Annotated in this window: 21 protein-coding genes; 9 read left to right on the top strand and 12 right to left on the bottom strand. The window is 72.4% G+C overall.

Annotated features, from left to right (window positions below; all coding sequences use genetic code 11):
• Positions 1-2 precede the first annotated feature (2 nt).
• From LRS74_RS28655 to LRS74_RS28630, 6 genes are all read right to left on the bottom strand, one after another.
• Complete coding sequence (locus tag LRS74_RS28655; protein ID WP_277743696.1) at positions 3-1,385, bottom strand: aldehyde dehydrogenase family protein; 1,383 nt, start codon at positions 1,383-1,385, stop codon at positions 3-5.
• Positions 1,382-2,383: a proline racemase family protein gene (locus tag LRS74_RS28650; protein ID WP_277743695.1), complete on the bottom strand. Its 1,002-nt coding sequence runs from the start codon at positions 2,381-2,383 to the stop codon at positions 1,382-1,384. Before LRS74_RS28650 ends, LRS74_RS28655 begins: the two co-directional genes overlap by 4 nt.
• Positions 2,384-2,455: 72 nt before the next feature.
• Positions 2,456-3,361 carry a dihydrodipicolinate synthase family protein gene (locus LRS74_RS28645; RefSeq protein WP_277743694.1) on the bottom strand — a complete coding sequence of 302 codons (906 nt, stop codon included), beginning with the start codon at positions 3,359-3,361 and terminating at the stop codon, positions 2,456-2,458.
• Positions 3,362-3,452: 91 nt separating this feature from the next.
• Positions 3,453-4,886, bottom strand: a complete 1,434-nt coding sequence (locus tag LRS74_RS28640) for an NAD(P)/FAD-dependent oxidoreductase (protein ID WP_277743693.1) — start codon at positions 4,884-4,886, stop codon at positions 3,453-3,455.
• 43 nt (positions 4,887-4,929) lie between these two features.
• Positions 4,930-5,244, bottom strand: a complete 315-nt coding sequence (locus LRS74_RS28635) for a (2Fe-2S)-binding protein (RefSeq protein WP_277743692.1) — start codon at positions 5,242-5,244, stop codon at positions 4,930-4,932.
• Between the two features lie 37 nt (positions 5,245-5,281).
• The gene (locus LRS74_RS28630; RefSeq protein WP_277743691.1) at positions 5,282-6,436 is read right to left on the bottom strand and encodes an FAD-binding oxidoreductase; all 1,155 of its coding nucleotides are present in this window, start codon (positions 6,434-6,436) and stop codon (positions 5,282-5,284) included.
• Positions 6,437-6,673: 237 nt separating this feature from the next.
• Here LRS74_RS28630 and LRS74_RS28625 point away from each other — a divergent pair, with 237 nt between their 5' ends.
• Genes LRS74_RS28625 through LRS74_RS28605 form a run of 5 tightly spaced genes read left to right on the top strand, consistent with a single transcriptional unit; the run spans position 6,674 to position 12,414 of the window.
• On the top strand, positions 6,674-8,419 hold the full coding sequence (locus LRS74_RS28625; RefSeq protein ID WP_277743690.1) for an ABC transporter substrate-binding protein: 1,746 nt from the start codon (positions 6,674-6,676) through the stop codon (positions 8,417-8,419).
• An 8-nt stretch (positions 8,420-8,427) separates the two neighbouring features.
• Positions 8,428-9,372 carry an ABC transporter permease gene (locus LRS74_RS28620; protein ID WP_277743689.1) on the top strand — a complete coding sequence of 315 codons (945 nt, stop codon included), beginning with the start codon at positions 8,428-8,430 and terminating at the stop codon, positions 9,370-9,372.
• On the top strand, positions 9,369-10,355 hold the full coding sequence (locus LRS74_RS28615; protein WP_277743688.1) for an ABC transporter permease: 987 nt from the start codon (positions 9,369-9,371) through the stop codon (positions 10,353-10,355). Before LRS74_RS28620 ends, LRS74_RS28615 begins: the two co-directional genes overlap by 4 nt.
• A gap of 26 nt (positions 10,356-10,381) precedes the next feature.
• Positions 10,382-11,404 (top strand): ABC transporter ATP-binding protein, encoded by a 1,023-nt coding sequence (locus LRS74_RS28610; protein ID WP_277743687.1) that lies wholly within the window; start codon positions 10,382-10,384, stop codon positions 11,402-11,404.
• Entirely contained in the window at positions 11,401-12,414 is a 1,014-nt protein-coding gene (locus tag LRS74_RS28605; protein WP_277743686.1) for an oligopeptide/dipeptide ABC transporter ATP-binding protein, read from the top strand. The genes LRS74_RS28610 and LRS74_RS28605 overlap by 4 nt, the downstream gene beginning before the upstream one ends.
• A 57-nt stretch (positions 12,415-12,471) precedes the next feature.
• On the opposite strand, the gene LRS74_RS28600 is transcribed toward LRS74_RS28605, so the two are convergent.
• The gene (locus tag LRS74_RS28600; RefSeq protein ID WP_277743685.1) at positions 12,472-13,704 is read right to left on the bottom strand and encodes a M6 family metalloprotease domain-containing protein; all 1,233 of its coding nucleotides are present in this window, start codon (positions 13,702-13,704) and stop codon (positions 12,472-12,474) included.
• A 140-nt stretch (positions 13,705-13,844) separates the two neighbouring features.
• Here LRS74_RS28600 and LRS74_RS28595 point away from each other — a divergent pair, with 140 nt between their 5' ends.
• Positions 13,845-14,828 (top strand): LysR family transcriptional regulator, encoded by a 984-nt coding sequence (locus tag LRS74_RS28595; RefSeq protein ID WP_277743684.1) that lies wholly within the window; start codon positions 13,845-13,847, stop codon positions 14,826-14,828.
• A 9-nt stretch (positions 14,829-14,837) separates the two neighbouring features.
• Here the strand turns inward: LRS74_RS28595 and LRS74_RS28590 are convergent, their stop codons facing one another.
• The 3 genes from LRS74_RS28590 to eno form a co-directional block, all read right to left on the bottom strand.
• The gene (locus tag LRS74_RS28590; protein ID WP_277743683.1) at positions 14,838-15,869 is read right to left on the bottom strand and encodes an endonuclease/exonuclease/phosphatase family protein; all 1,032 of its coding nucleotides are present in this window, start codon (positions 15,867-15,869) and stop codon (positions 14,838-14,840) included.
• 296 nt (positions 15,870-16,165) lie between these two features.
• A complete protein-coding gene (locus tag LRS74_RS28585; RefSeq protein ID WP_277743682.1) occupies positions 16,166-18,193 on the bottom strand; it encodes a cellulase family glycosylhydrolase in 2,028 nt (675 codons plus the stop codon).
• Positions 18,194-18,552: 359 nt separating this feature from the next.
• A complete protein-coding gene (gene eno / locus LRS74_RS28580) occupies positions 18,553-19,869 on the bottom strand; it encodes a phosphopyruvate hydratase (RefSeq protein ID WP_277743681.1) in 1,317 nt (438 codons plus the stop codon).
• 162 nt (positions 19,870-20,031) lie between these two features.
• On the opposite strand from eno, the gene LRS74_RS28575 reads away from it, so the two are divergent.
• A complete protein-coding gene (locus LRS74_RS28575; RefSeq protein ID WP_277743680.1) occupies positions 20,032-20,454 on the top strand; it encodes a MarR family transcriptional regulator in 423 nt (140 codons plus the stop codon).
• Positions 20,455-20,607: 153 nt separating this feature from the next.
• Here the strand turns inward: LRS74_RS28575 and LRS74_RS28570 are convergent, their stop codons facing one another.
• Positions 20,608-24,447 carry a hypothetical protein gene (locus tag LRS74_RS28570; RefSeq protein WP_277743679.1) on the bottom strand — a complete coding sequence of 1,280 codons (3,840 nt, stop codon included), beginning with the start codon at positions 24,445-24,447 and terminating at the stop codon, positions 20,608-20,610.
• 188 nt (positions 24,448-24,635) lie between these two features.
• Complete coding sequence (locus tag LRS74_RS28565; RefSeq protein ID WP_277743678.1) at positions 24,636-24,890, bottom strand: hypothetical protein; 255 nt, start codon at positions 24,888-24,890, stop codon at positions 24,636-24,638.
• On the opposite strand from LRS74_RS28565, the gene LRS74_RS28560 reads away from it, so the two are divergent.
• Together LRS74_RS28560 and LRS74_RS28555 are read left to right on the top strand one after the other, a co-directional pair.
• Positions 24,889-25,866, top strand: coding sequence for a hypothetical protein (locus LRS74_RS28560; protein ID WP_277743677.1), 978 nt, complete (start codon positions 24,889-24,891; stop codon positions 25,864-25,866). The two genes, LRS74_RS28565 and LRS74_RS28560, sit on opposite strands and share 2 nt — an antisense overlap.
• A gap of 187 nt (positions 25,867-26,053) precedes the next feature.
• The gene (locus LRS74_RS28555) at positions 26,054-26,479 is read left to right on the top strand and encodes a hypothetical protein (RefSeq protein WP_277743676.1); all 426 of its coding nucleotides are present in this window, start codon (positions 26,054-26,056) and stop codon (positions 26,477-26,479) included.
• The last annotated feature ends 20 nt before the right edge of the window (positions 26,480-26,499 follow it).

Below are 26,499 nucleotides of genomic sequence, written 5' to 3'. Positions count from 1 at the left end.
TGTCACATTGTTTTGCCCGGTGAGAGGGTGTACGTGCGGCTGGCGGTGTAGAACTCCAGCGCGGCGCGGCCCTGTTCGCGCGGGCCGTGGCTGGAGGACTTCGTGCCGCCGAACGGCAGGTGGAAGTCGACGCCGGTGGACGGGGCGTTGACGCGGATCATGCCGGTGTCCAGCTCGTCGAGGCCGTACAGCGCCGCGTCGAGGTCGGTCGTGTGCACCGAGGTGACCAGGCCGTACGGCACGGAGTTGGTGATGCGGACCGCGTCGGCCAGATCGTCGGCCGTCAGCAGGGCCGCGACGGGCCCGAAGACCTCCTCGCGGAGCAGGCGGTGGCCCGCGGGCACCTTCTCGACCAGGGTCGGGGCCGCGTACCACCCGGGGCCGTCCGGGACGGTGCCGCCGGTGAGCGCCGACAGACCGGCCCAGGCGCCGCTGACCTGCTCGCGGGCCTGCTCGGAGATGAGCGGTCCACACACCGTGGCGGGGTCGGCCGGATCCCCCGCCGGGATGCTCCGCAACGCTTCCGTGAGGGCTTCCCGCAGGGGGTCGGCGGCGGCGCCGACGGCGATCACCCGGCTGGTGGCGGTGCACTTCTGCCCCGCGTATCCGGCGATGGCGGCGGCCAGGTGCGCGGCGGCCCGCGCGATGTCGGCGTCCGGGAGGACGATCGCCGCGTTGAGGCCGCCCATCTCCGCCTGGAACGGAACGCCGCGGTCGGTGGCCGCACGGGCGACCGCCCGGCCCGCCTCGGTCGAGCCGGTGAAAGAGACGACGTCGGCGGCGGAGACGACGGCGGCACCCTCGGCGGCGCCACCGGGCACCGCCGTGAACACCCGCTCCGGCAGTACCCCCTGGACGATCTCGGCGAGCCGCTGGGCGCAGGCAGTGGCCTCGGGCGCGGGCTTGAGGACGACCGTGTTGCCCGCCGCGAGCGCCGGGGCGGCCTTCCAGCTCGGGATGGCGAAGGGGAAGTTCCAGGGCGTGATCAGCCCCGCGACCCCGTGCGGGCGGCGGCGGGTCAGCAGCAGCCCGGCCCCGGCGGCCGTCTCGTGGACGGCGCCGGACGGCTCGTACGGGGCCTGGGCGTGGTACCGCCAGATCGCGACGGCCCGAGCCACCTCGGCACGGGCCTCGGCGAGCGGCTTGCCGACCTCCCGCACGGCGAGCGCGGCGAGCTCGTCCATGGCGGTCTCGAGGGCGGTGGCGATCGAGGCGAGGGCGGCCGAGCGGGCGGCCGCGCCGCCGCGCAGCCAGCCGGGCTGCGCGGCACGGGCCCCCTCCACGGCCTCGGCGGCACCGAACGCTCCGGCGGCGGGCACATGCGCGACGACGTCGGCGGGGTCGGCCGGGTTGCGGGAGACAACCGGGGACAGGGTGGTGGTCACAGGAGGAAACCTCCGGGGAAGGGATCGTCCGGGTCGAGGAAGTACTGGGCGGTCCCGGTGATCCAGGCGCGTCCGGTGATGGTGGGGACGACGGCCGGCACGCCGCCGACCTCCGTCTCGCCGACGAGGCGGCCGGTGAAGCGGGTGCCGATGAGGGACTCGTTGACGAAGTCCCGGTGCAGCGGCAGGTGGCCGCGGGCGTGCAGTTGGGCCATCCGGGCGGATGTGCCGGTGCCGCACGGCGAGCGGTCGAACCAGCCGGGGTGGATGGCCATGGCATGGCGGGAGTGCGCGGCGTCGGAGCCGGGGGCCGCCAGATAGACGTGCTTCACGCCGCCGATCTCCGGACTCTCGGGGTGCACGGGCCGGTCGGTGGCGTTGATGGCGTCCATGACGGCGAGCCCGGCGGCCAGCAGGTCGTCCTTGCGGGCGCGGTCGAACGGCAGGCCCAGGGCGTCGAGTTCGACGAAGGCGTAGAAGTTGCCGCCGAAGGCGAGGTCATAGGTCACCGTGCCGAAGCCGGGTACGTCGACTCTGCGGTGCAGGCCGACGCAGAACGCGGGGACGTTGGTGAGCGTGACCGCCTTCGCCGCGCCGTCCTCGACGTGTACGTCGACGCTGACCAGGCCCGCCGGGGTGTCGAGGCGGACCGTGGTGACGGGTTCGACGACCGGCACCATCCCGGTCTCGACCAGGACGGTGGCCACCCCGATGGTGCCGTGGCCGCACATCGGCAGCAGCCCGGAGACCTCGATGTAGAGGACGCCGTAGTCCGCGTCGGGCCGGGTGGGCGGCTGGAGGATCGCGCCGCTCATGGCGGAGTGGCCGCGCGGCTCGTACATGAGGAGCGTACGGATGTGGTCCAGGTGCTCGGCGAAGTGCAGGCGTCGTTCGGCCATGGTGGCGCCGGGGATCACCCCGACGCCGCCGGTGACCACGCGGGTGGGCATGCCCTCGGTGTGCGAGTCCACCGCGTGGAAGACATGGCGTGTGCGCACAGGGCTCCTTTCGACTGTCGGAAGGTCAGGGGTCGGGTGGGCCGGAGATCCGGCCGCAGGGCGGTCCGGCGGTCAGCGGTGGCCCTCGGCGACGGCCTTCTCGGTCGCGGTGCGCACCGCGACCTCGACCGCACCGGTGAGCGGAGTGCGGGGCGGGCGGACCGGACCGCCGTGACGCCCGACGATGTCCATGGAGAGCTTGATCGACTGGACGAACTCGGTCTTGGAGTCCCAGCGCAGGAGCGAGTGCAGCGACCGGTACAGGGGCAGCGCCGTCCGGAGGTCGCCGGAGACGGCGGCGCGGTACAGCCGCGCGCAGGTGGCGGGGAAGGCGTTCGGGTAGCCGGCGATCCAGCCGACGGCCCCGGCCACGGCGAGTTCGAGGAGCACGTCGTCGGCGCCGATCAGCAGGTCGAGCTCCGGGGCGAGCTCGGCGAGCTCGTAGGCGCGCCGGACGTCGCCGGTGAACTCCTTGACGGCCACGATGTGCCCGTCGGCGTGGAGCCCGGCGAGCAGGGCCGGGGTCAGGTCGACCTTGGTGTCGATGGGGTTGTTGTACGCGACGACGGGCACGCCGGCCCCGGCCACCTCGGCGTAGTGGGCCCGCACGGACGCCTCGTCGGCGCGGTAGGCGTTCGGGGGCAGCAGGAGGACCGAGCCGCAGCCGACCTCGGCCGCCTGCTCGGCCCAGCGACGTGCCTCGCCACTGCCGTACGCGGCGACACCGGGCATCACCCGCGCCGGGTCGCCCGCCGCCTCGACCGCGGTACGGACCACGCGGGCGCGCTCCTCGTCGGTGAGGGTCTGGTACTCGCCGAGCGAACCGTTGGGGACGACGCCGTCGCAGCCGTTGTCGACGAGCCAGCGGACGTGCTCGGCGTAGGCGTCGTAGTCGACGGAGAGGTCGTCGCGGAGGGGGAGCGCGGTGGCGACCATGATGCCGCGCCAGGGACGGGAGGAGTTCCAGGTGGCGGTCATTGAATGAACCCTTCTATGGCATGTGACATTTTACAGTGGAGCGTGGGTGCCCCGTGGGGCACCTGGGAGAGTAAGGCGAAGAGACGAGTCGTCAGCGGTCGGTCCTGACGGACTTCTCGGGCGATTCGGCCGACTCGAGCGAGGCGAGCGCGCCGAGCGGAACCGGAGCGGCGAGGGGGCGGCGCTCGGCCGGGGGCGCCGGGGGGCCGTCCGCCCCGGCAGCGAGGCAGGCCACGGCCGTCCCGCACATCCGGCCCTGACACCACCCCATCCCCGCACGGGTGAGGAGCTTGACGGTCCGCGCGTCGCGGGCCCCGAGGTCGGTGACCGCCTCGCGGATGTGCCCGGCGGTCACCTCCTCGCAGCGGCATACGTCGGTGTCCTCGGCCAGCCACTCGGGCCAGCCGGGGCCGGGGGCGTGCGCTTTGGCCATGGCGTCCGCGAAGCAGCGCATGCGGTCCCGGGTGCGGCGCAGCCGCGCCACGCGCGCGGACTGCGCCCTCGCCGATGGCCCGCCCAGCCGGGTGGCGACCGCGAGGGCCGCCAGTTCACCCTCGGCCCGGGCCAGTTGGGCGCCGCCGACCCCGCCGGTCTCGCCCGCCGCCCAGACGCCGGGCACCGTGGTCTCCTGGAGTCCGTCGAGGACCAGGGCGCGGGCGCCGTCGGCGGTGGTGCGGGTGGCGCACCCGAGTCCCACGGCGAGGTCGATCTGGGGCGCCAGGCCGTGCCCCACCGCCAGCGTGTCGCACTCGACCTGGCGGCCCGTCCCCCGCACGGGCCGCCAGTCGCCGTCGAGCCGGCAGATCGTCACCGCCTCGACCCGCTGATCCCCGTGCACCTCGGTGATCGCGCTGCGGGTGCGCAGCCGCACCCGGTGCCGCAGCAGCGCCGAGCCGTGGACCACCGCCTCGGTCAGCTTCTGCGGGTTGGTGGCGAGGGCGCGGACATGGCGGGCGTAGCGCAGGTAGCCGGCCGCCTCCACCACGGCAGGGACCCGCGCCCCGGCGGCGGCGAGCGAGGAGGCGACGGCGAGCAGCAGCGGTCCGCTGCCTGCGACGACGATGCGTCTGCCGGGCAGGGTGAGAGCCGACTTGAGCATCGCCTGGGCTCCTCCGGCGCTCACGACGCCGGGCAGGGTCCAGCCGGGGAAGGGCAGTTGGCGCTCGTAGGCCCCGGTCGCGATGAGGATCGCCCGGGCCCGTACGCGCACCGGCCGTTCCCCCGCCCCGTCGGGACCGGTCACGGCGTGCACCGCCCACAGCTCGTCGCTCTGCCGGGCCACCGTCCACACGTGGTGGCCGGCGAGGTGGTCGATGCCGTCTGTGGCGCGCTGGCGCTCGCGCAGGTCGGCGAAGGCGGCCCAGTCGTGGTGCAGGGCTTCGGGCCGGGCGGCCCCGAGGCCCGGTTCCGGGGTGCGGTAGAACTGGCCGCCGACCTGGCCCGAGGCGTCCAGCAGGGCGACGGACAGGCCGAGTTCGGCGGCGGTGACGGCGCCCGCGAGGCCGGCGGCGCCCGCGCCGATCACCGCGAGGTCGTACGGTTCACGCGCATCGGACGCTCCATGCGCTTCAGACGCCGAGAGCGGCACGGCCGTGTCCTTCCTGGGTGGTGATGGCGTCGCCGGGCCGGGCGGGAACCAGGCAGGCCCGGCGGTTGGGCTCGCCGTTGACCGTGGCGAGGCAGTCGTAGCACTGGCCGATGCCGCAGAACGCGCCCCGCGGGCGCCCGCCGTTCCGGGTGGTGCGCCAGGCGACGATGCCGGCACCCCACAGGGCGGCGGCGACGGACTGCCCGGGCAGGGCGGTCACGGTGCGGCCGTCCATGGTGATCTCGAACGGCGGATCGGGCTGTGCGCCGACGAGTTCGGCGGGGGTACGGGCCACGGTGGCCCTCCTCTCGGGACGGAGGTGGCGGACGGACTCAGGCAGCTGAGGGAAAACGCTCCGGCCGGAACGGGGCGAGGTCGAGCGGGGGTTCGCCGCCGATCAGGGCGCGGGCGACGGCCAGGCCGGTGGCGGGGGCGAGGCCGATGCCGGCGCCCTCGTGGCCGCAGGCGTGCAGCAGCCCGGGCACGCGCGGGTCGGGCCCGATGGCGGGCAGGTGGTCGGGCAGGTACGGGCGGAACCCGGGGTAGGTCCGCATGACCCGCACCCCGGCCAGGACCGGGAAGAGGGCCGTGGCCTGGGCCGCGAGGCGACGCAGGACCTCCACCGACAGCGTGCGGTCGAAACCGACCCGCTCCCGGCTGGCGCCGATGAGGACCGGGCCTGCGGCGGTGCCCTCGACCACCGCCGAGGTCTGCAGCGCGGCGGAGCCGCTGGCCACGTCGGCGACGTAGTCCGCCGCGTACACCTTGTGGCGCACCACGCGCGGCAGCGGCTCGGTGACCAGGACGAAGCCCCGGCGGGGCAGCACCGGCAGCTCCACGCCGGCGAGGCGGGCGAACTCACCACCCCAGGTGCCCGCGGCGTTCACCACATAGGGCGCGTGGACCGGCCCGGCGGCCGTCCGCACCCCCTGGATCTCGCCCGACCCGCCGATGAGCAGGCCGGTGACCTCCTCGCCGAGCCGCAGCCGCACCCGGGCGCCGGCCGCACGCAGCAGGTGCGCGGCGGCCAGCGCCGGCATGACCTGGGCGTCCTGGGGGTAGTGGAAGCCGCCTGCCAGCCCGGGCGCCAGGTGCGGCTCCAGGTCGTGCAGGCGGTCCGCCGCGACCTCCTCCGCCGTGACGCCCGCCTTGCGTTGGGCGGCGGCGAAGTCCCGCAGCGTGGCCATCCCGTTCTCACGGGAGGCGATGACCAGGCCGCCCTTCGCCTCGTACTCGATCCCGAGCGGAAGTTCCCGGGCAAGGTCCCGCCACAGCCGGGTGGAGAGCAGCGCGAGATCGAGTTCGGGCCCCGGTTCCTTGTCGGAGACCAGCAGGTTCCCCTCCCCGGCGCCCGTGCTGCCACCCGCCACGGGGCCGCGGTCGACCACGGTGACGCGCAGGCCGGACCGGGCGGCGTAGTAGGCGCAGGCAGCGCCGACCATGCCGGCCCCGACGACGATGACATCCGCGGAATCTCTCGTGAGCACGGCAGTAATATTTCACATTGCACCAGCGATACCAAGAGGTTGACCGGGATTCACACCCCGGGCGGACGCCCGGAGTTACGGCGAACAGGGGGCCGGCGCCGCCCCGCGACCCGGCGCGCCAGGCACGGCCGACACAAACCAAGCCGGGGAAGACCTTGCCAGTGCAATTTCACATTACTATGTTACCGGTCACATTCCAGCCACTGTGCTGTCCGACTGTTCACGGAGTGACCCCTGATGAACACGCGCACCTGTACCGTCCTCGCCACCGCCGTGGCGGTGGCCCTCACCCTCGGCACGACCGGCTGCTCCAGCGGCAAGCGCTCCAGCGACGGCCGGAAGGGAAAGAACCCGGCCACCGCCAACCTCGGCGCGGTGATCGGAGGCACTCCGAAGAAGGGCGGCACCCTCACGGTCCTGTCCCACCAGGACTTCACCCACCTCGACCCGGCCCGCAACTGGGCCATGAGCGACATGGAGTTCGGCACCCGGCTGCTCTACCGCACCCTGGTGACCTACAAGGCGGCTCCGGGGACCGAGGGCGGCGAGCTGGTCCCCGACCTCGCGACCGACCTCGGCACCCCGTCCAACGGCGCCAAGACCTGGACCTTCCGCCTCAAGAAGGGGATCAGGTACGAGGACGGCACCCCGGTCACCGCCCAGGACGTCAAGTACAACGTGGAGCGGTCGTTCTCCCCTGACCTGTACGGCGGCGCCGACTACGCGGCCCGCTACCTCGAGGGCGCCAAGGGCTACAAGGGACCGGCCGACGGCGAACACCTCGACTCCATCAGGACGCCGGACGACCGCACGATCGTCTTCGAACTGCGCAAGCCCTTCGCCGAGTTCGCCAGCGCCACGGTGATGCCCACCTTCGCGCCGGTGCCCAAGAAGAGGGACACCGGGCCCAGGTACGACAGCCGCCCGTTCTCCTCGGGCCCGTACAAGATCCAGACGTACCAGCGCAACAAGAAGCTCGTCCTGGTCCGCAACCCCCACTGGGACCCCAAGACGGACGGTATACGCAAGGCGTACCCGGACAAGCTGGTCATGGTCATGGGGCTCAAGCACAACCAGATCGACGACCGGATGATCGCCAGCCAGGGCGCGGACGCCTCCGCCGTCCCGTGGTACGCGCTGCGGCCGGAGAGCGGGGTCAAGGTGCTGCCCAACGCCGCGGCGCGCAAGCGGCTGCTCGCCGAGTCGACCAACTGCACCGACATGGTGCAGATGCACACCGGCCGCGCCCCCTTCGACGACATGAAGGTCCGTCAGGCCGTGCAGTACGCTCTCGACAAGGAGGTCGTGGTCAACTCCTCCGGCGGCCCCGCCTTCAACAACGCCTCCACCGCCTACATGCCCGCCACCCTCTTCGACGGCAAGCAGCCCGACACGCTCAGGATCCCCGTCACCGGCGACGTCGACAAGGCCAAGGAGCTGTTGAAGCAGGCCGGAAAGCCGGGCGGCTTCACCACGAAGATGACCGTGTCCAACAGCGACAAGGGGCGCGCCGAGGCCATCCAGCAGGCCCTGGGCAAGGCCGGTATCGAGGTGACCATCGAGACGGTCGACCCGGCCGCGTTCTACACCACCATCGGCGACACGACCAACCGCACCGACATGGTGTACACCGGCTGGTGCCCCGACTACCCGTCCGGCTCCACCTTCCTGCCGTTCGTCTTCGACGGCCGCCACATCAAGGAGAAGGGCAACACCGGCAACCACTCGCTCTTCCGTGACAAGGCGACCATGCGGCGGATGGACGAGATCGCCGCGATGACCGATGCCAGGAAGGCCGCTGAAGCCTGGCGGGAGCTGGACGGCGAGATCCTCGCCAAGGCCCCCGCCGTCCCGGTCCTGGTGCGGCGCTGGCCGCTGGTGGTGGGCACCAACATCGCGGGCGCGTACGGGCAGACCTCCTTCGGCGGCCAGCTCGACTACGCCTCGGTCGGCCTCAAGGACCCCTCCAAGAGCGAGGGCTGACCCCCGCCATGGCCACCACGACACCCGACGCCCCGACCGCCGCGGCCGCCGCGGCGGGCAGCGGCCCCTGGCAGCTCGCCCGCCGGGAGCTGCGCCGGCGCACCTCCGTGAAGATCTCCCTCGTCGTGATCGCGCTCTTCGCGGTCATGGCGGTGGCCGCCCCGCTGCTCAGCAAGCTGGGCGGCTGGTCACCCGAGGAGTTCGACAAGACCGCGGTCGACCCCTACCTGGGCGGGCAGCCGATCGGCCCGCTCGGCGGGGTCTCCGCCGACCACTGGCTCGGCGTCGAACCCGTCACCGGCCGCGACCTGTTCGCCCGGGTCGTGCACGGCGCCCAGGTCTCGCTGCTCATCGCCGTCGCCGCCACCGCGATCGTCGTCGTCACCGGCACCGCCGCCGGGATCGCCGCGGGCTACTTCGGCGGTCGCACCGACACGGTCCTGTCCCGGCTGATGGACCTCACCATGTCCTTCCCGTCGCTCATCTTCATGATCGCGATGATGTCGGTGGCGCGGGACGTCAACCGGATCGTGTTGATGATCGCGGTCATCGGCCTGTTCGGCTGGCCCGGCATCGCCCGCGTGGTGCGCGGCCAGACCCTCTCGCTCAAACACCGCGAGTACGTCGACGCCGCCCGCGTCGGCGGCTCCGGCCCCTGGCGGATCCTGACCCGCGACATCCTCCCGGGCGTCGCCGGGCCCGTCATCGCGTACACCACCCTGATCATCCCGGGGATGATCTCCACCGAGGCGGCGCTGAGCTACCTGGGCGTCGGCGTCCGCCCGCCCACTCCCTCCTGGGGCCAGATGATCGCCGAGAGCGTCAACTTCTACGACACCGACCCCATGTACTTCGTCATCCCGAGCACCTGCCTCTTCCTCACCGTGCTCGCGTTCACGCTGCTCGGCGACGCGCTGCGGGACGTCCTGGACCCGAGAGGAAGCCGTACATGACCGTCTACATCGGGCGCCGACTGCTCGGGGTGACCGGCGTGCTCCTCGCCATCGCCGCCGTCACCTTCACCATCTTCTACGTCCTGCCGTCCGACCCGGCCGCCGCGGCCTGCGGCAAGTCGTGCAGCTCGGAGCGGCTGGCGGCGATCCGCGAGCACATGGGGCTCGACCAGCCGTTGTGGCGGCAGTTCATGGACTTCGTCACCGGGATCTTCACCGGCCGCACCATGGGAACGGGCCAGTACGAGCTGCACTGCGACTTCCCGTGCCTGGGCTACTCCTACGAGAACAGCGAGTCCGTCTGGGACCTGCTGATGGACCGTCTCCCGGTCTCCGCCTCGCTGGCCCTGGGCGCCGCCGTGCTGTGGCTGACCCTCGGTCTGTCCGCGGGCGTCGTCGCAGCCCTGCGCAAGGACACCCTCATCGACAGGGCGCTGATGGTCGGCGCTGTCGCCGCCGCCTCCCTACCCGTCTACTTCACCTCGATGATGCTGATCTACGGGGTGATCCGGACGGCCGGTCTGCTGCCCTACCCGAGCTATGTGCCCTTCGGCGAGGATCCCGTGGACTGGGCGTCGAACCTGCTGCTGCCCTGGCTGGCGCTGGCCGTCCTGTACGCGGCCATGTACGCGCGGCAGAGCCGCAGTTCGATGATCGAGACGATGGCGGAGCCGTACATTCGCACCGCCCGCGCCAAGGGCCTGCCGCGCCACACCGTCGTCGTCAAGCACGGGCTGCGCGCCGGGATGACCCCCATCCTGACCATCTTCGGCATGGACCTGGGCGGCCTTCTCGCCGGCGCGGTGATCACCGAGTCCATCTTCGGACTCCCCGGCATCGGACGGCTCTTCTACGGCGCGCTGTCCAGCGGCGACCAGCCGGTGATCCTCGGCGTGACGCTCCTCGCCGCCACCTTCATCGTCGTCGCCAACCTGGCGGTCGACCTGCTGTACGCCGTCATCGATCCGCGAGTGAGGTACTGATGGCCGCTCGACTGAAGGCGGTTCCCGTGACGACTGGCCTTCCCGGGGACGACTCCGCGCCGCTGCTGTCCGTGACGGACCTGAGCGTGACCTTCCCGACCCGGCACGGTCCCGTCCGGGCCGTGGACTCTCTCGGCTTCGAGGTGCGCCGGGGGCGGACCCTCGGCATCGTCGGCGAGTCCGGCTCCGGCAAGTCCGTCACCTCGATGGCGGTGATGGGCCTGCACACCGGGGCCGAGGTCACCGGCTCCGTACGGCTCGGCGGGCAGGAGCTGGTCGACCTGCCGGAGCGCGAGCTGAACCGGCTGCGCGGCCGGAAGATGGCCATGATCTTCCAGGACCCGCTCTCCAGCCTGCATCCGTACTACACGGTGGGCGAGCAGATCGCCGAGCACCACCGGGTGCACTTCCGCTCCGGCCGCAAGGCCGCCCGCGCGCGGGCGGTCGAGGCCCTGGCCGAGGTCGGCATCCCCGAGCCGCGCCGCCGGGCGGGCGAGTACCCGCACCAGTTCTCCGGCGGCATGCGCCAGCGCGTGATGATCGCCATGGCACTCGCCTGCGAGCCGGAGCTGCTCATCGCCGACGAGCCGACCACGGCGCTCGACGTCACCGTCCAGGCGCAGATCCTGGAGCTGATCGCCAAGCTCCAACAGGACCGCGGCCTGGCCGTCATCATGATCACGCACGATCTGGGGGTGGTCGCCCGCATCGCCCACGACGTGCTGGTGATGTACGGCGGCCGGGCCGCCGAACGGGCGCCGGTGAACATGCTGTTCGCCGCCCCCTCCCATCCCTACACCCGGGGTCTCCTCGACTCGCTGCCCCGCCTGGACGACCAGGACGACGAGCCGCTGCGGGCCATCCCCGGCAGCCCGCCCTCCCTGCTCATCCCGGCCCCCGGCTGCGCGTTCGCACCTCGGTGCCCCCGCCTCGCGACGGCCTCCGGTGAGGAGCGGTCCCGCTGCGAGAGCGAGCGACCGCTGTTCGGCGAGCCCGCCGGTCACCCCGTCGCCTGCCATCTCCCCGCTCACGAAGGCGTCGCCTCATGACCACCGCCGCCACCGCCACCGCCACCGCCACGGCTACCGCCATCCAACCCCTGCTCTCCGTACGCGACGTGACGATGGAGTTCCCCGGAAGACGGGCCCGCACGGCCCCGGTCCGGGCCGTCGACGGCGTCAGCTTCGACGTCGCGGCCGGTGAGACACTGGGCCTGGTCGGCGAGTCCGGTTGCGGTAAGTCCACCACGGGCCGCCTCATCGTCCGGCTCCTGGAACCCACCTCCGGCTCCATCACGTACGACGGACGCGACATCAGCCATCTGACGCAGCGCACGCTCAAACCGCTGCGCAGGGACCTGCAGATGGTCTTCCAGGACCCGCACTCGTCCCTCAACCCGCGCCAGACGGTGGCCCGGATCATCTCCGACCCCCTCATGGTGCAGGGCAGTTCGGCGGCGCAGGCCCGCAAGCGCTCGGTGGAGCTGATGGAGCTGGTCGGGCTCATCCCCGAGCACATCGACCGCTATCCGCACGAGTTCTCCGGCGGGCAGGCCCAGCGCATCGGCATCGCCCGCTCACTGGCCACCAGCCCCCGCCTGGTGGTGGCCGACGAGCCGGTCTCCGCCCTCGACGTCTCCGTACAGGCCCAGATCGTCAACCTCATGGAGCGGCTCCAGCGCGAGCTCGGCCTCGCCTACCTCTTCATCGCTCACGACCTGTCGGTGGTCAAGCGGGTCTGCGACCGGGTGGCCGTGATGTATCTGGGCCGCATCGTGGAGATCGGCGACAAGGCGCGGGTGTACGCGGCCCCGGCCCACCCCTACACCCGTGCCCTGCTGTCCGCCGTGCCGCTGCCGGACCCGGAGGTCGAGCGGAAACGCGAGCGGATCACCCTGCTCGGCGACCCTCCCAGCCCGGCCGCTCCCCCACCGGGCTGCACCTTCCACCCGCGGTGTCCCAAGGCCCAGGACATCTGCCGGTCCGAGGCCCCGTTGCTGCGGATCGCGCGCCCGGGAGAGGCCAGGGAGGTCGCCTGCCACTTCCCCGAGGGGGCCTGAACGACGCGGTGCCCTGGATCCCACGGGATCCAGGGCACCCCTGTGCGCGGAACCGCTTTACGACTTGGTGATACGGACCGTGTCGCCGAAGCCGTCCGCGCTCAGGACCTCGATCCTCACCCCCGCGGCGGGGTCGCTGAAGGACTGACCGGCCTGGTACGGCGCGTCGTCCAGCGGGCGGCAGCCCTCGGCGGGGGTGGCGGTGGGCTGGGCGTCCATCACCCGGATCGGGCCGTCGCCGGTCTGGACGGAGGAGTCGACCCGGTAGACCAGCGCGCCGGTCGCGCAGACCTCCGAGTCCGCCCGGACCGCTCGCCTCGACTCGACGACGTACGCCGTGGTGGGACCGGTGCGGACCACCGCCATCTTGGTGCCGCCGCGGTACGCGACCGAGGTCAGGCGCACCGTGTCGCTGCCCGCCGAGGCCCGGCAGCGCACCTGCCTGTCGGCGGTCCAGCCGAGCTTCCACGAGTGCCAGCCGAAGTACTGCGGTCCCGCGCCCCCTATCAGGCCCATCACGTCCCAGCCGCCGACGTGACGGTGGGCGTCGGTGCCGTCGAACGCGTACAGGTCCGGCAGGCCGAAGGTGTGGGCGGTCTCGTGAGCCACCAGCTTCGGTCCCCAGTGCCACATGTCCTGACCGAAGGTCACCGCCCACGTGATCCGCTTGCCGTCGGCGACCACGCCCGCCGTGCCGGGCTCGTAGAGGTAGGTGGGCGTGAAGGAGATGGCCGGCGCGTTCTTCGTCGCCACGACGTACACCATGTCGTAGCCGGAGAAGTCCACACCACGGTCGGCCGCGGCCACGGCGTCCTTGATATACGCCTCGTGCGTCTCGTGGGTGAGGCCGCGCTCGAAGCCGTAGTCCGTCGACTTGTGCGGCATCCGCACCCAGCGCCGGTGTGGGGTGATGTCCAGCCCGGTCTTTCCGTACGAGGCGTGCCGCAGCCAGTCGGCGCCGGGCGTGATCTGCGCCGCGCCGGAAGCGGGGAGCTCGGTGGCGGGCGCGTCGGGGAAGTCCACGAAGATCATGCCGACCTTCTTCGTCCCCTTGGGGCGCTGGAATACGGAGTAGTCGGTGCCGTGGCCCTCGTCGGTCCAGCCGGTGGTGCCGGGGAGGGCGCAGGCCGAAGCGGGGGCGGACGCGGACTTCGACGCGGGTTCGGGCGAGGCTTCCGGCGCCGTCGCCGCGTGGGCGGGCGAGGTGCCGTGGAGCGGCAGGAGCAGGGCGGCGAGCAGGGCGGCGAGGGCAACCCGGTGCGCCGTCGCCGGGGAAGGGGACTGCCTCATGGCCTCAGGGACCTCCATGCCTTGTGGTGTGTGACATTTCACATAATTCTTCGGGTGTCCTGGCCCTGTCCGAAAGCTGTCACCGGTCCATAACATCCGCGCCATGGCCGGACGACGCCATGGCGGATCGGGAGGTGACCATGGATCTGGAGGTACGGCATCTGCGCGTGGTGTGCGCGGTCGCCGATGCCGGGAGTCTCACCCGCGCCGCCGCCTGCCTGGGGATGACCCAGCCCGGGCTCAGCGCCCAACTGCGGCGCATCGAGGCGATGCTGGGCGGGGCGCTCTTCGACCGCGGGAAGGCGGGGGCGGCGCCCACGCCCTTCGGCGACCTGGTGATCCAGCGGGCCCGAGCCATCCTCCCCGGGATCGACGCGCTCCTGGACGACGCCGCGCGCGCCACCCGCCGCGCCGCGACCGTGGAGCGGATCCGGCTCGGCTCGGTGGGCGCCCCGCTGCTGGGCCGACTCGTGTTGGCCGTCCGCCAGGCCCTGCCCGGCGCCGAGGTGACCGCACGCTGCCAGTACTCGCCCGCGCCGCTCCTGGACGACGTGGCCGCGGGGCGTCTGGAGGCGGCGATCCTCGGCGACCACCCCGATCAGCGGCTGCCGCCGCGCGCCGGGGTGATCCTCGCTCCGCTGGTCACCGAGCCGGTCTTCGCACTGCTCCCGGCGCGGCACCCGCTCGCGGCGCAGGAGGAGGTGACCCTGGCGCAACTCGCGGACGAGGACTGGGCCGTGCCTCGCCCCGACCCCGATCGGACCGGCGAATACTGGGCCTCGGCCGCCGCGCTGGCAGACCGCCGCCCCCGCACCCCGTATGAGGCCGAAGGGCGGCAGCTGATCGAACTCGTCCGGGCGGGACTGGCCGTCAGCCTCTGCCAGGCCACCTTCATCGAGGTCCCCGGCACCACCGTCCGCCCGCTGGCCGGAAACCCTCTGTGGTACCGCCATGTCCTGGCCTGGCACCGCGACGGCCCACTCACCGCGCACGGGGCGGCGATTCTGCGCGAGGTCGGCACCGGCTATCTGGAGCTCTGCGCCGAGCGACCCGCGTACGCCCGCTGGCGCATCCGCCATCCCCACGAGGCCCAGCCGATGGACACCTCACTCAAGGGCCCGTGAACCGCCCTCTCACAGGTGTCCCCCTCCTGTGTGGGTGTCACTCCAACGCAGCTGGAGCACGCTGCCGACACCGGCATGGTCGGAGGGCCACAGCCCTGAGGGAGTGCGGTCGGCCTGTTCCTCGCCCACCCGGTAGCCGGCCAGGGCCTTGATCTTGCCGCGGAAGAGCACGTAGTCGATGCGTTGAGTGAGGTTGGAGACGGGGTTGCGCAGGTCGGCGGCCTGGCAGCAGGTGAAGCCGGGGTTGCGGGGGTGGGTGGCGGTCCAGGCGTCGCTGAAGCCGGCGGCCAGGAGGTGGTTGTAGCTCTGGGTGTTGGTTCCCGGTGTCGCGCCGACCCCGCCGGCGGCCGAGTTGAGGTCGCCCAGAAGCACGGTCGGGAGCGTGGTGTTCAGCGGGCCCGCGAGCAGTTCGCCGGCCTGTGCTTCCTGGACGGCGGGGACGAGGGGTTCGAGATGGGTGGTGACCACCCGGACGGTGCGGCCGCGCAGGATGGCGTCGGCGGCGACCCAGCCGCGTCGGAGCTGGAGCGGAGGGTTGGGCGGGCAGCCGAGCGCTGGGCGGCAGATGGGCACGAAGTTCTGGAATTGGGCGGCCTGCGCGTTGACCACGGAGAACTTACGTGCGGGCAGGTCGGTGCGCGCCAGGAGTACGTCACGGTCGGTGAGGCGGATGTCCTGCAGGCCGGCGGGCGTGGAGCGCGGGGCCTCGAAGTCGCTGCCCACGGTGACGGTGGCCACGGCCGCGTAGTGCTTGCCGCGGGCGGAGAGCTTGTCGAGAAGGATCTGTAGGAAGTCGTATTCGACGTGGGTGGCGCTGCCCGGTCCGGCGGGGGTCTGGCTGCGCCAGAGTACGGCTTCCTGGACGCCCACGAGGTGGGGGTCGCTGTCGGCGATCTCGTCGGCCAGCGCCTCGGCGCGCTCGGGGAAGTTCGTCGCCTGGACGTTCGCGTACGCCGCGGTCACCGCGGCGACGAGCGCCTGTGGGCTGTTGGCCGCGAGGACCGGCGCCAGGTCGGCGCCCAGGTAAAGGTTGCGGGTCATGACTCGCAAAGAAGTTCGACCATCCTCGGCGGCGGAGGCCGCGCCGAGTGACCCCGGTACCAGGAGTGCGAGCGCACACAGAGCGGATGTGAACCATCGACGAGTCATGTGGCGACCTTTCGGCGAAAAGCGATCAAATGACGACATCCTCACCGAACCTATGACGACCTCGGGAAGGCAGCGATCCAGGTGTAGGCCGGGCGGCCGAAGCGCGTTGCCGCGAAGCCGTCGACCGCGACCTGCCGCCGAAGAACACCGAAGGGACCCGAGCCAGGCTCACACGTCTGGCCGGGCCGCTACAGCGGGCGGCAGAGCAGCGCATCCGGTGAGGCGATGGAGCCGATCCGGCGGGTGTAGGCGATTCCGGCCGCGTACTCACCGCTCCCACACTGCCCCTTGTAGCGGCCGTGGGCGAATTCGCCGCCGGGGTTGCCGTGCGGCCGGTCGTCGCCGCGGTCGAACCAGACGGTGTGGCCGGCGTTGGTGAGCCGTTCGCGGGCCGGGACGCACAGGGCGGCGGAGACCGCGGCGCCGCGCAGGCTGTAGCCGATGAGGAACCGCCCGCCCGGGCATTCCAGCTTGGTGTAGCCGGTCGCCCAGTCCCCGCCCGTGACATACCGCTCGTCGCGTACCACGGTGTGCGTGTCTCCCGCCGCCCGCAGATCACCGGTAGCGGTGTCGGTGCACAGCCCGCGGCCCCCGGTGTGGGCCAGGCCGATGAGCCGCTGGCCGTCGGGGCAGACGCCCTTGCGGGCACCCGGGTCCCAGTCGCCCTGGGCCAGGGTGCGCAGCGAGCGCACGGCGTCCGCGTGGTCCAGGGTCAGCATGTTCCAGCGGGCCCCGGCGGCGACCGGTCCGCTGCGGGCGGGGGCGTCGACCAGCTTCCGCCAGTCCTTCGTCCGCCAGTCACCCGCATCGAGGATCCCGGACCGGCGCCCGGTGGTGTCGTAGCGCAGCAGCGCGAAGTCGTCGCCCTTCCTGTCGCCGCTCCAGCCGACCAGCGGCCAGTAGGCGAAGTCCGCGTCCTCGGCGGCGAGATGGTCGGTGAAGTGGGTGAACCAGGCCCGCGCCTTGGTGCCGGTCTCTCCGGCTCCGGTGCCGAACTCGCTCACCCACAGCGGCGCGGTGTGATGCGTCCCGCCGTCCGTGACGAAGAACGCCTGCTCACGCAGTACCCGGTACAGCTCGTCCCGAGACAGGTCCTGGTAGCGCGGGTCATGGGTCTCCCCGGTGCCGGTCGCGCCGGAGTGCCTCGGCCCGGTGAAGCCGTAGAAGTGCGCGGAGTACACCAGCTTTCCGGACCGCAGCAGGGTGTGCGAGAGGGTCCGCGCCGGGGTCAGGGTCGGCCGGTCGTGGGGCAGCCCGTCGGCCGGTACGCCGGTCCAGTTGATGCCTTCGACGACGATCAGCAGGTCCGGGTTGGCCCGGGTGAGGATGCGGTCCGCGGCCTGCTGCGCGGCGGCGAACCAGTCGTGGTTGTCACCGCCTCCCCAGTTGGGGTCGTCCAGGATGGTGCGACGCACCTCGTTGTACAGGTCGGCGGCGACCACCCGTTTGTCGTTCCGGTAGCGGGCCGCCATGAAGGCCCAGTCGTCCACCCACCGCGCGGTCGTCTGGGAGGTGTTCCAGCGTTCGTTGCCGTCCAGGCCGCAGCACCAGCGTGCGGTGATGGTGTGGTTGTTGAGGATCACCGCGAAGCCGTCGCCGGTGAGGGCCGCGACGACCGCGTCGTACACCTCGAGGGGGGTCTTGCCACGCAGCTGCGGATTGGCGGCGACCGCCGAGTCCGGGACCGGTGCCGTGGTGTGGATCATCTCGTTGGAGAACGGCAGCCGTACGCTGTTGAGGCCGAGGCGGTGGAAGTCGGCCAGCAGTGTGGACAGCGGGGTCCGGTCCAGGCCGAGAGGCAGCTGGTGCGAGTTCTCGCCCGCGTGGTGGTTCGCGGCGTCGGCGCTGTCGCCCGACCCGGTCCAGCTGCCCTGGGCTCCGCCCCAGTTGGCCGACTTGAGCTTGAAGCGGTTGCCGGCCGCGTCGACGATGTAACGGCCACGGGCCGACAGCGGCCCCGTCCACGACGCGGACGGCGCGGTCGCGGACGGCCCGGACGGCACGGTCGCCGACGGCGTGGTCGCGGACGGCACGGACCCGGACGTCGCGGACGGAGGGGCCGCGGACGGCCCGCGCCCGCTGACCTCGGCCGTGACCGAGGCTGTCGCCGCCGTGGCCGAAGCGGGCACGCCGCCCGGCACTGCCGGCGGGAAGCCGGTGAGCACAGCCGAGAGCGCGGCCAGGGTGAGCGCGCGGCGGGGCAGAAGCCGCCTCATACATGCCTCCCCGATACGGATTCAGTTGTGCGCGGCCAGGGATTCGACCAGGCGCGACCGGGTGTGCGGAGGTCCAGGAACCTCATGCCGGCGAGTGGCCGGCCGATGACGGCGTCATGGCACCCCACTCACCAGCCTCCGCAGCACACGCCCGCATCACACGCCCGCATCACGAGGCCGCCTGACAGCAGAATGAGGCCCTGTTACCGCCGGATACAACAGCCTGGACCCTAAACGACGGCAGTAGATGAGTGGGGCCCGTGGTACCGGTGGACCAGGGGATCACCGTGTCGTCCCGGCACGCGAGCGGGCCCCCGAGCGATCCGGGGGCCCGCGTGGTCTCTACCTCAGCCTGCTGTTCACGCCCGACGGAGTGCGGAGCGGCCCGCGAAGCGCGCCGAGTCGCCCAGCTCCTCTTCGATCCGGATCAGTTGGTTGTACTTCGCCGTGCGGTCGGAGCGGGAGAGCGAGCCGGTCTTGATCTGACCGCAGCCGGTCGCCACCGCCAGATCCGCGATGGTGGTGTCCTCCGTCTCGCCCGAGCGGTGGGACATGACGGCCGTCCAGCCCGCCTGGTGGGCCGTGGCCACCGCGGCCAGCGCCTCGGTCAAGGTCCCGATCTGGTTGACCTTGACCAGGACCGAGTTGCCGACGCCGGTGCGGATGCCCTCGCGCAGCAGCGTCTCGTTGGTGCAGAACACGTCGTCGCCGGTGAGCTGACAGCGGTCGCCGACGCGGGCGGTCAGCTCGCGCCAGCCGTCCAGGTCGTTCTCCGCCATCGGGTCCTCGATGGAGACGACCGGGTAGGCGTCGATGAGCTTGGCCAGGTAGTCGGCGTTCTCGGAGGGGGTGCGGCGCACTCCCTCGCCCACGTAGTCGTACACCCCGTCGCGGAAGAACTCCGACGACGCCGGGTCCATGACCAGGCCGATGTCCCTGCCAGGGCGGTAGCCGGTGCGCTCGATGGCGGCCATCACGAAGTCGAGCGCCTCTTCAGCGGTACGCAGCGCGGGCGCGAAGCCACCCTCGTCGCCGACGCCCGTGGAGTGCCCGGCGGCCAGCAGATCGCGGCGCAGGGTGTGGAAGACCTCGCTGCCCATGCGGACGGCCTCGGCGAAGGTGTCCGCGCCCACGGGCGCGATCATGAACTCCTGGAAGTCCAGCGGGTTGTCGGCGTGGGCGCCGCCGTTGACGATGTTCATCATCGGCAGCGGCAGGAGGTGGGCGTCGGCGCCGCCGAGGTACCGGTAGAGGGGTTGACGGTGGGCCGCCGCGGCGGCCTTGGCGGCGGCGAGGGAGACGCCCAGGATCGCGTTGGCGCCGAGCCGGGACTTCGTGGCGGTGCCGTCGAGGGCGACCAGCGCCGCGTCGAGAGCCGCCTGGTCCGACGCGTCCCGGCCGCGCACGGCCGCCGCGATCTCCCCGTTGACGTGGGCCACCGCGCGGTCGACGCCCTTGCCGTGCCAGCGCGCGGAGTCTCCGTCGCGCAGTTCCACGGCCTCCCGCTCACCGGTGGAGGCGCCGGAGGGGACAGCCGCGCGCCCCAGGGACCCGTCCTCCAGGACGACGTCGACCTCCACCGTGGGGTTGCCCCGGCTGTCGATGATCCGGCGGGCGGTGACGGTTTCGATGGCGGCGTCGGTGTTCTCGGCGGGTTCGACTGCCTTTGTGGACATGGGAGGTCCTTCCCGTTGTCGTGTGCCGTGGCCCCGGCTGCGACAGCGCTGGCGCTGAGCCCGACAACCCAAACTCTACAGCAATGCTGCTCAGTTTTGCTGTACAGCATTGCTGTACAGGTCAGGGGCACGACTTTGCCGGCCAACGGGGTAAAGTGCCTTATGCCCACCCCGGAAGCCGCCGCCATCGCCGCCGAACTGCGCACCGCGATGGGCAAGCTCACCCGACGCGTCACCCATGAGGACCGCATCCCGCTGGGCCAGGTCGCCGTGCTCGGCGCACTCGACCGCAACGGCGCCATGACCACCAGCGACCTCGCCGCCGATCAGCGCGTACGCCCCCAGTCGATGGCCCGGGCGGTGGGGCTGCTCATGGAACAGAACCTGATCACGCGCCGGGCGCACCCCACGGACGGCCGCAAGTCGCTGGTCGAGCTGTCGGACGCGGGCCGGGCCGCGCTCGAAGCGGAGCGCGGCCGCAGGGTCGGTTGGCTCGCGCAGGCCATCGAGGCCGAACTCACGGATGAGGAGAGGGCGTTGTTGGCACGGAGCGCAGCCCTGCTGGAGCGGCTCGCCACACGCTAGTGCCCTGAGTCGGAGATCCTTCGGCAGTAGCCGGCGGTTTCGTCGAGGATTTCGTCGGCGTCCTTCGTCCAGGCGAACGGACGGATCCGGGTCTTCTCGTCCACACGAGGGAGAGGGGCGCGAAGGCTTCTCCGAAACCGCCCCGCGGCCGGGTCAGCAGATGTCGCGGTACGGGACCTCCGGGATGTACGTGGACCAGTCGGCGCGCGACAGGCCGCCGCCCGCGCGTTCGCAGACGGCGGCGGTGGCGCGGGCGGGGTCGACCGGGTACGCCCTGAGGGGGGTGCGGGCCCCGGCCACGAGCAGGATCCGGTCGTCGGGGCTGAACGCGATCGCCCGGACGGGATCGGCCGCGGTGGTCAGCGTGGTCCCCAGCGGGCGCCCCGAGGCGGCGTCCCACAGCTGGACCGTGCCCTTCGCGCCCGCCACGGCCAACGTCGTGCCGTCGTGCGCGTAGGCGAGGGCGGCCACCGACTCCCCCTTCAGGACCTGGCCCGAGTCCGTTCCGGAGAGCAGGCCCAGGGGTCGCCTCCCGTCGCCGTCGTACACGGTCACCCGGCCGGAGTGGCCGCCCAGGGCGAGCCGTTCGCCGTCGGGGCTGAAGGCGAGCGCCTGGGCGTCCAGCTGCCCGGTGGCGTCCGAGGACTGGCGGGCCGAGGGCAGGGTGAAGCCGATCCCGTGTGTGGTGGCCAGTCGTCGCCCGTCGGGGCGCACCGCCATGGCGCCGGCCGGAGGGACCGACCAGGTGCCGGTTCTTCCTTGGACCGGCTCGGTATGGCGCGGCGCTTGTGTGCGGTGGCGTGCGTCCCACTGCTCCAGCGCGACTCCGGAACCCTGGCGGAGGGCGAAGAGGGAGGAGCCGTCCGGGCTCAGCGCGATGGCATCGGCGCTCTCCGCGTCGTCGACGCCCGTCGCGAGCACGAGATCCGCCCGCTTGCGGTTCTCGCGCAGATCCCACACCGTGATCCGCTCGGGGTGCGCCCCGGCCGCTACCCGGTCCTCCGGGGCGTCGCGCACCTGCTGCGCGCCGACCCCGTAGGCCAGAGTCCGCCCGTCGCCGCTGAACGCCAGGTGCGCCCAGCACTCCTCGCTCTTCCGCAGCGGCCGGTCGGCCGTTCCGCAGTCGACCGGCGGCAGCGGGGTCGCCCGGCCGCCGCCGGTGGGCCGCGCCTCGAATCGCATCCGCTGCCCGTGGAGGCGGGCCGTGACGACCAGCCGCCCGTCGGGACTGAACGCGGCCTTCCGGGCCGGCTCCCGGCGCCGGGGGAAGGCGGTGGCATCGCCCAGGAACAGCGTCCGCACGGCGCCGGTGCCGTCGCCGATCCCCTCGTGGTACCGGATCACGCCCCGGTCCAGATCGAGCCAGTGGCCCAGGGCGTACTCGCTGGTCAGCCGGTGCGAGTAGACCGCCTCGGCGGAGTCCGCGGAGATCCGCCACAGCGTGATCCTCTGGTTGCCCATCGTGGAGACGAACCGCCCGTCACGGCTGAAACGGACGTCGTCCAGCGGGTCGGCGCCGTGGGGGATCCGCACCGTCTTCCCGGACCCCAGGTCCCAGATGGCCGGCTCCTCTCTGCCGACCACCAGCCTGCGGCCCCGCGGATCGAACTCCCACGACCTGCCGCCGTCGGGGGTCGGAGCGGCGCTGCAGGCGGCGCGCGACAGCGCCGCCGCGCGGGGCGGGCGCATCTGACGCCGCGCGGCGATGTCCCAGAGCTCCAGGGAGTCTCCCCTGCACAGCGTCACGAGCCGGTCGTCCGGACTGACGACCGGTTGGTAGATGTCCTCGCCCTCGCGCTGGAACACCAGGCGCCCGCGCCGCACATCCCACAGCCTGACCGAGTGGTTGTCGGAAAGGACCACCGTGCGCCCGCTCGGGGCGTACTCGGCGTCCCGGGGGCCCATGGGGGCGGGGACCAGGCGTCGGCCGACCGGCTTCCCGGTGTCGAGGTCACGGGTCGTCAACTGGGCGCCCGTCGCGACCAGCAGCAGCCGGCCGTCCGGGGAGAGGTCCACCGCGCGCTCCTCGCCGGCCAGGCGGAAGCCGCCCGTCCGGCGGTGGCCGGCCACATCCCAGCGCTGCACCCGGCCGGCCGCGACCCGCGCCATCGTCCGCCCGTCCACGCTGAAGTAGTCGTCCCCGCCGGCGCCCGCGCCGGGCGCGGTGAAGGAGTCCTGCTCCTGCTGCGTCACCGCCCCCAGCAGCGCCGCTCGCGCCTCGTCCGTGTGGCTGATCCGCCACGCGGCGGCACTCAGCCGCAGCGCCGTCACCGGATCGGCGGAGCGCATGTTCTCCGCGATCGACGCGACGCGGCGGGAGGTGGCCTCCGCGCGGCGCTGGTCGCCCTCGCGGTTCTGCTGCCAGGCCACCGTGCCCGCCACCATCGCCAGGACGAGCAGCAGGGACAGCGTGCCGACCGCGGCCCGGACCCGGCGGCGCTCGCGCCGCCGCCCGCCGCTGCTCGCGGTGAGGAACGCCCGCTCCAGGGAGGTGAGGGCGGCCCGCTCCCGGTCCGCGCCGAACGCCTCCTCCGCTGCTGCCAGGCGCGCCCCGCGGTACAGCGCGCCCGGATCCCGGTGCAGCTCCTGCCACGCCCGCGCGGCCTCCGTCAGTTTCCGGTGGACGCGCAGCCGTCCGCGGTCCTCCTCGATCCAGCCCCTCAGCCGCGGCCACGCGGTGATCAGCGCCTCGTGGGCGAGGTCGACCACCCCGTCGTCCACCGTCACCAGGCGGGCCCGGACCAGCCGCTCCAGCACCACCGACGTGTCGTCCGACGCGGCCCCCGGTGTTCCGTCCGCCGCCAGCTCCGCCCGGTCCGTCGGACGCCTGGTGTCCTGTGCGCCCTCGCCCGGGGTGATCAGCCGCAGCAGGATCCGGCGGGCCAGCTCCGCCTGGTGCGGGGACAGTTCGCCGTGGACCCGCTCCGCCGTCGCGGCGATCGCGCCGTGGACCCCGCCCACGGACTCGTACGCCTCTTCCGTCAGCGTGCGTCCGCGGCGCCGGCGCCAGGTCTCCAGCAGGGCGTGGGACATCAGGGGCAGACCGCCCGGTTCGTCGGCGACCTCGGCCACGATCCGGGCGGTCAGCGACCGCTCCACGATCAGGCCCGCCGCGGCGGCCGGCTTCACGATCGCCTCGCGCAGCTCGGCCGGTCCCATCGGGCCGACGAGCAGCGTGGCGCCGCGCAGCGCGGCCGTCAGCCCACGGTGTTCGGCGCACCGGCCGAAGAAGTCGGCCCGAACGGCGACGACGACGCGCAGCCGGCTCTCCGGTTCGCGCGCGGCGAGCAGCGCGTCGAGGAACTCCCTCCGCTCCGCCGCATCCCGGCAGAGCGTGAACACCTCCTCGAACTGATCGACGATCAGCCAGGTGTCGCCCTCCCCCGCCTTCGGGGTCAGCGCCGCGCGGTGGGTGCGGGCCGGGTGCTCACCCGGCGTCAGGACCCGGATGACGGCGGGCGGCGGTGGAACCGACGGGGCGCCACCGCCGTTCCCGGGGTTCCTGAGCGCGGGGATCAGGCCCGCTCGCAGCAGCGAGGACTTGCCGCTTCCGGAGGGGCCGAAGACGGCGGTGAAGCGGTTGCTCCGCGCCAGCTCCACGACATCGGCGACGAGCCGGTCCCGGCCGAAGAACCGCTCGTGGTCGCCCGGTTCGAAGCGGGCCAGGCCGCGATAGGGCGGCTCGGCGGCGGCATCGTCCTCGGCCCGCTCCACGACCGCCGCCTCCGCCGCCTCCGCGGCCGCCTCCCGCCAGCGTTCCTCCCACTCCGCCCGGTCCCCTCCGCAGACCTCGACGTACGCCAGCGCCACCGACAGCGAGGGCAGTTGCTCACCCGCCGCCGCCTGGGACAGGGCCGTGACCGAGTACCGCGCCCGCTGCGCCATCACCCGGTAGGTCGGCCCTCCGGCCTCCTGACGCAGCTTGCGCAGCTCGTAGGCGAAGCGCTGAACCGGACCCGCGCTCGGGTCCACCGGCCTCTCACGGCGGCCCACCCGTTCTCCCTCCCCTGGTCCCCATTGTGTTGTTCCGCTCCCCGTCGCACCCCCCACCACCAGCGCGTTTGTCATTGTTCAGTCCTTCGGACGGGGGCTGCCGAACAACCGTACAGCCGCTGGAATGGCGGAGCGGTCGCGCCGCGCCCTCGTGGGAGAAGAGGCGTACGGTCCGCGTCCGCTGACGTCTATGCGAAAGGCACCAACGTGCAGAAGTTGATCAGTACCCGCGGTCTCCGCGGGGCGATGGTGGCGTGTGCCGCACTCACGCTGGCCGCGAGCACCATGCCGGCGTTCGCGACCACCGCCCCGTCGGCTCCGTCCACTTCGTCCGGGGCCTCGCCACACGCCTCCGGGTGGAGCGAGTCGAAGGTGACGCCGGGCAACGCCACGCTCAGCGCCACCACTCGGCCTGACGCGCACACGACGTGGGTGGCGGGCATGCGGTTCGTCCCCAAGGGGGAGAACAACTTCATGTTCGCGCCCACTTTGTGGGAGCGTGACGAACGGAAGGGCCCCGGCTGGAAGCAGGTGCGGATTGCGCCGGTGCCCCTGTCCTATGACATCCGGTTCAACGACGTCGACGCCTCCTCGCCGCGCAACGCCGTGCTGGGCGGCGACTACACCGACCAAGCCGGCGGTGTGGTGACCCAGCTCTGGAACGGCAAGGCGTGGAAGTCCGCTGTCGCTCCGGTGCCCCGGGGGACCATCAACGGCGGGATCCTCTCCGTCGGCACCCGCGCTCCCGGCGACACCTGGGGAGTGGGCTGGGCGCAGGTCGGCCCCCGTCAAAACGGGATGATCTGGCACTGGGACGGCACCCGCTGGAAGGCACAGAAGCTGCCGAACATCGGTGAGGGGGACAAGGGTGTCTGGGGTCTGGACGGCGTCGCCGTGCTTGACGACGACGATGTGTGGGCCGTGGGCAGCACGGGCTTCCTTGAGCCCGAGAAGCCGGTGCTGCTGCACTACGACGGCAAGAGCTGGAGCAAGGTCGCCGTTCCCAACATCGGTGCCGCGCGCGCAGGGCTGAAAACGGTCGCCGCCGGACCGGACGGGCAGGTGTGGGCCGTGGGTAAGTCCCAGGCTCCTGACGGCTCCTCGCGGGCGCTGGCGCTGCGCTACGACGGCAAGAAGTGGACCAACGTCCCGCTACCGAAGGGGACCAGGGGACTTGCATCGGTCACGATCAGTCAGGGTGACCCCGTCGTCCTGGTGGCAAAGACGAAGCACGCCGGCAGCACCGTGCTCCGCCGCACCGGCGGAAAGTGGGTGCCCATGAACCTGCCGGGCGGTGCCGAGCGGTTCGGCGGGGACGACATCACGGCCTCGGGCCGGACCATCGACATCCCCGGCAATCACCCGGCCAAGGGCTCGCAGTGGGTGGGTCCCGGCACGGTGCTGACCGCGCGCCGGTAGCCGCGCGCGAGAGGGGGATGGGCCGGTGGAGGCCCATCCCCCTTCCGTCGCTCCCGGGCGACCGGGGCTGTCCGGCAGGCCGCACCGGAGGACGGATCGTGTTTCCCCTATACACCACGAGACGAGAACGCCGTGGCAAGTATCGAAACCACGGTGCGATGGGTCTCGTCGTTGCCAGAGTGGGTGTGTGTGGACAATCATCGGCGTCGTACTCGGCGGGCTCATCTCGGTCGTGGCCCAGTTCTGGCAAGGACGCGTGTCGGAGCGGGGGGCACGCCGTACCGAGCGCCTCACCCACCTCATCGATTTCCTGTCCGCGGTGCAGGAGGCTGAACGGGTCGCGGTGGACCGCTACCACCACAACGTGGCCGATGAACAGTGGCAAGCGCGGGCCAAACAGGTCGTCGACAAGGTGTGGGTGACCCAGAAGACGATTCACATGTTGTGCTCGTCCGAGGTCAACGAGGCGGCACGTCGTCTCGCGTTCGACGTTCAGGACGTGATTCGAGACGGTCCGGGTGACCCCGGGGAACCGCAGGACGAGAAGGTCTGGGAGTACATCCGTCCCAACCGACGGGCGTTCCTCGATGCCGTGCACGACTACCTGAAATGAGAGCAGGAGGCGCACCGCGT

Origin of the sequence: Streptomyces sp. LX-29, assembly GCF_029541745.1 — a bacterium.
Taxonomy (GTDB): Bacteria; Actinomycetota; Actinomycetes; order Streptomycetales; family Streptomycetaceae; genus Streptomyces.
The sequence above is the reverse complement of the archived record's forward strand: the minus strand, read 5'-3'. Positions and strand labels throughout refer to the sequence as shown.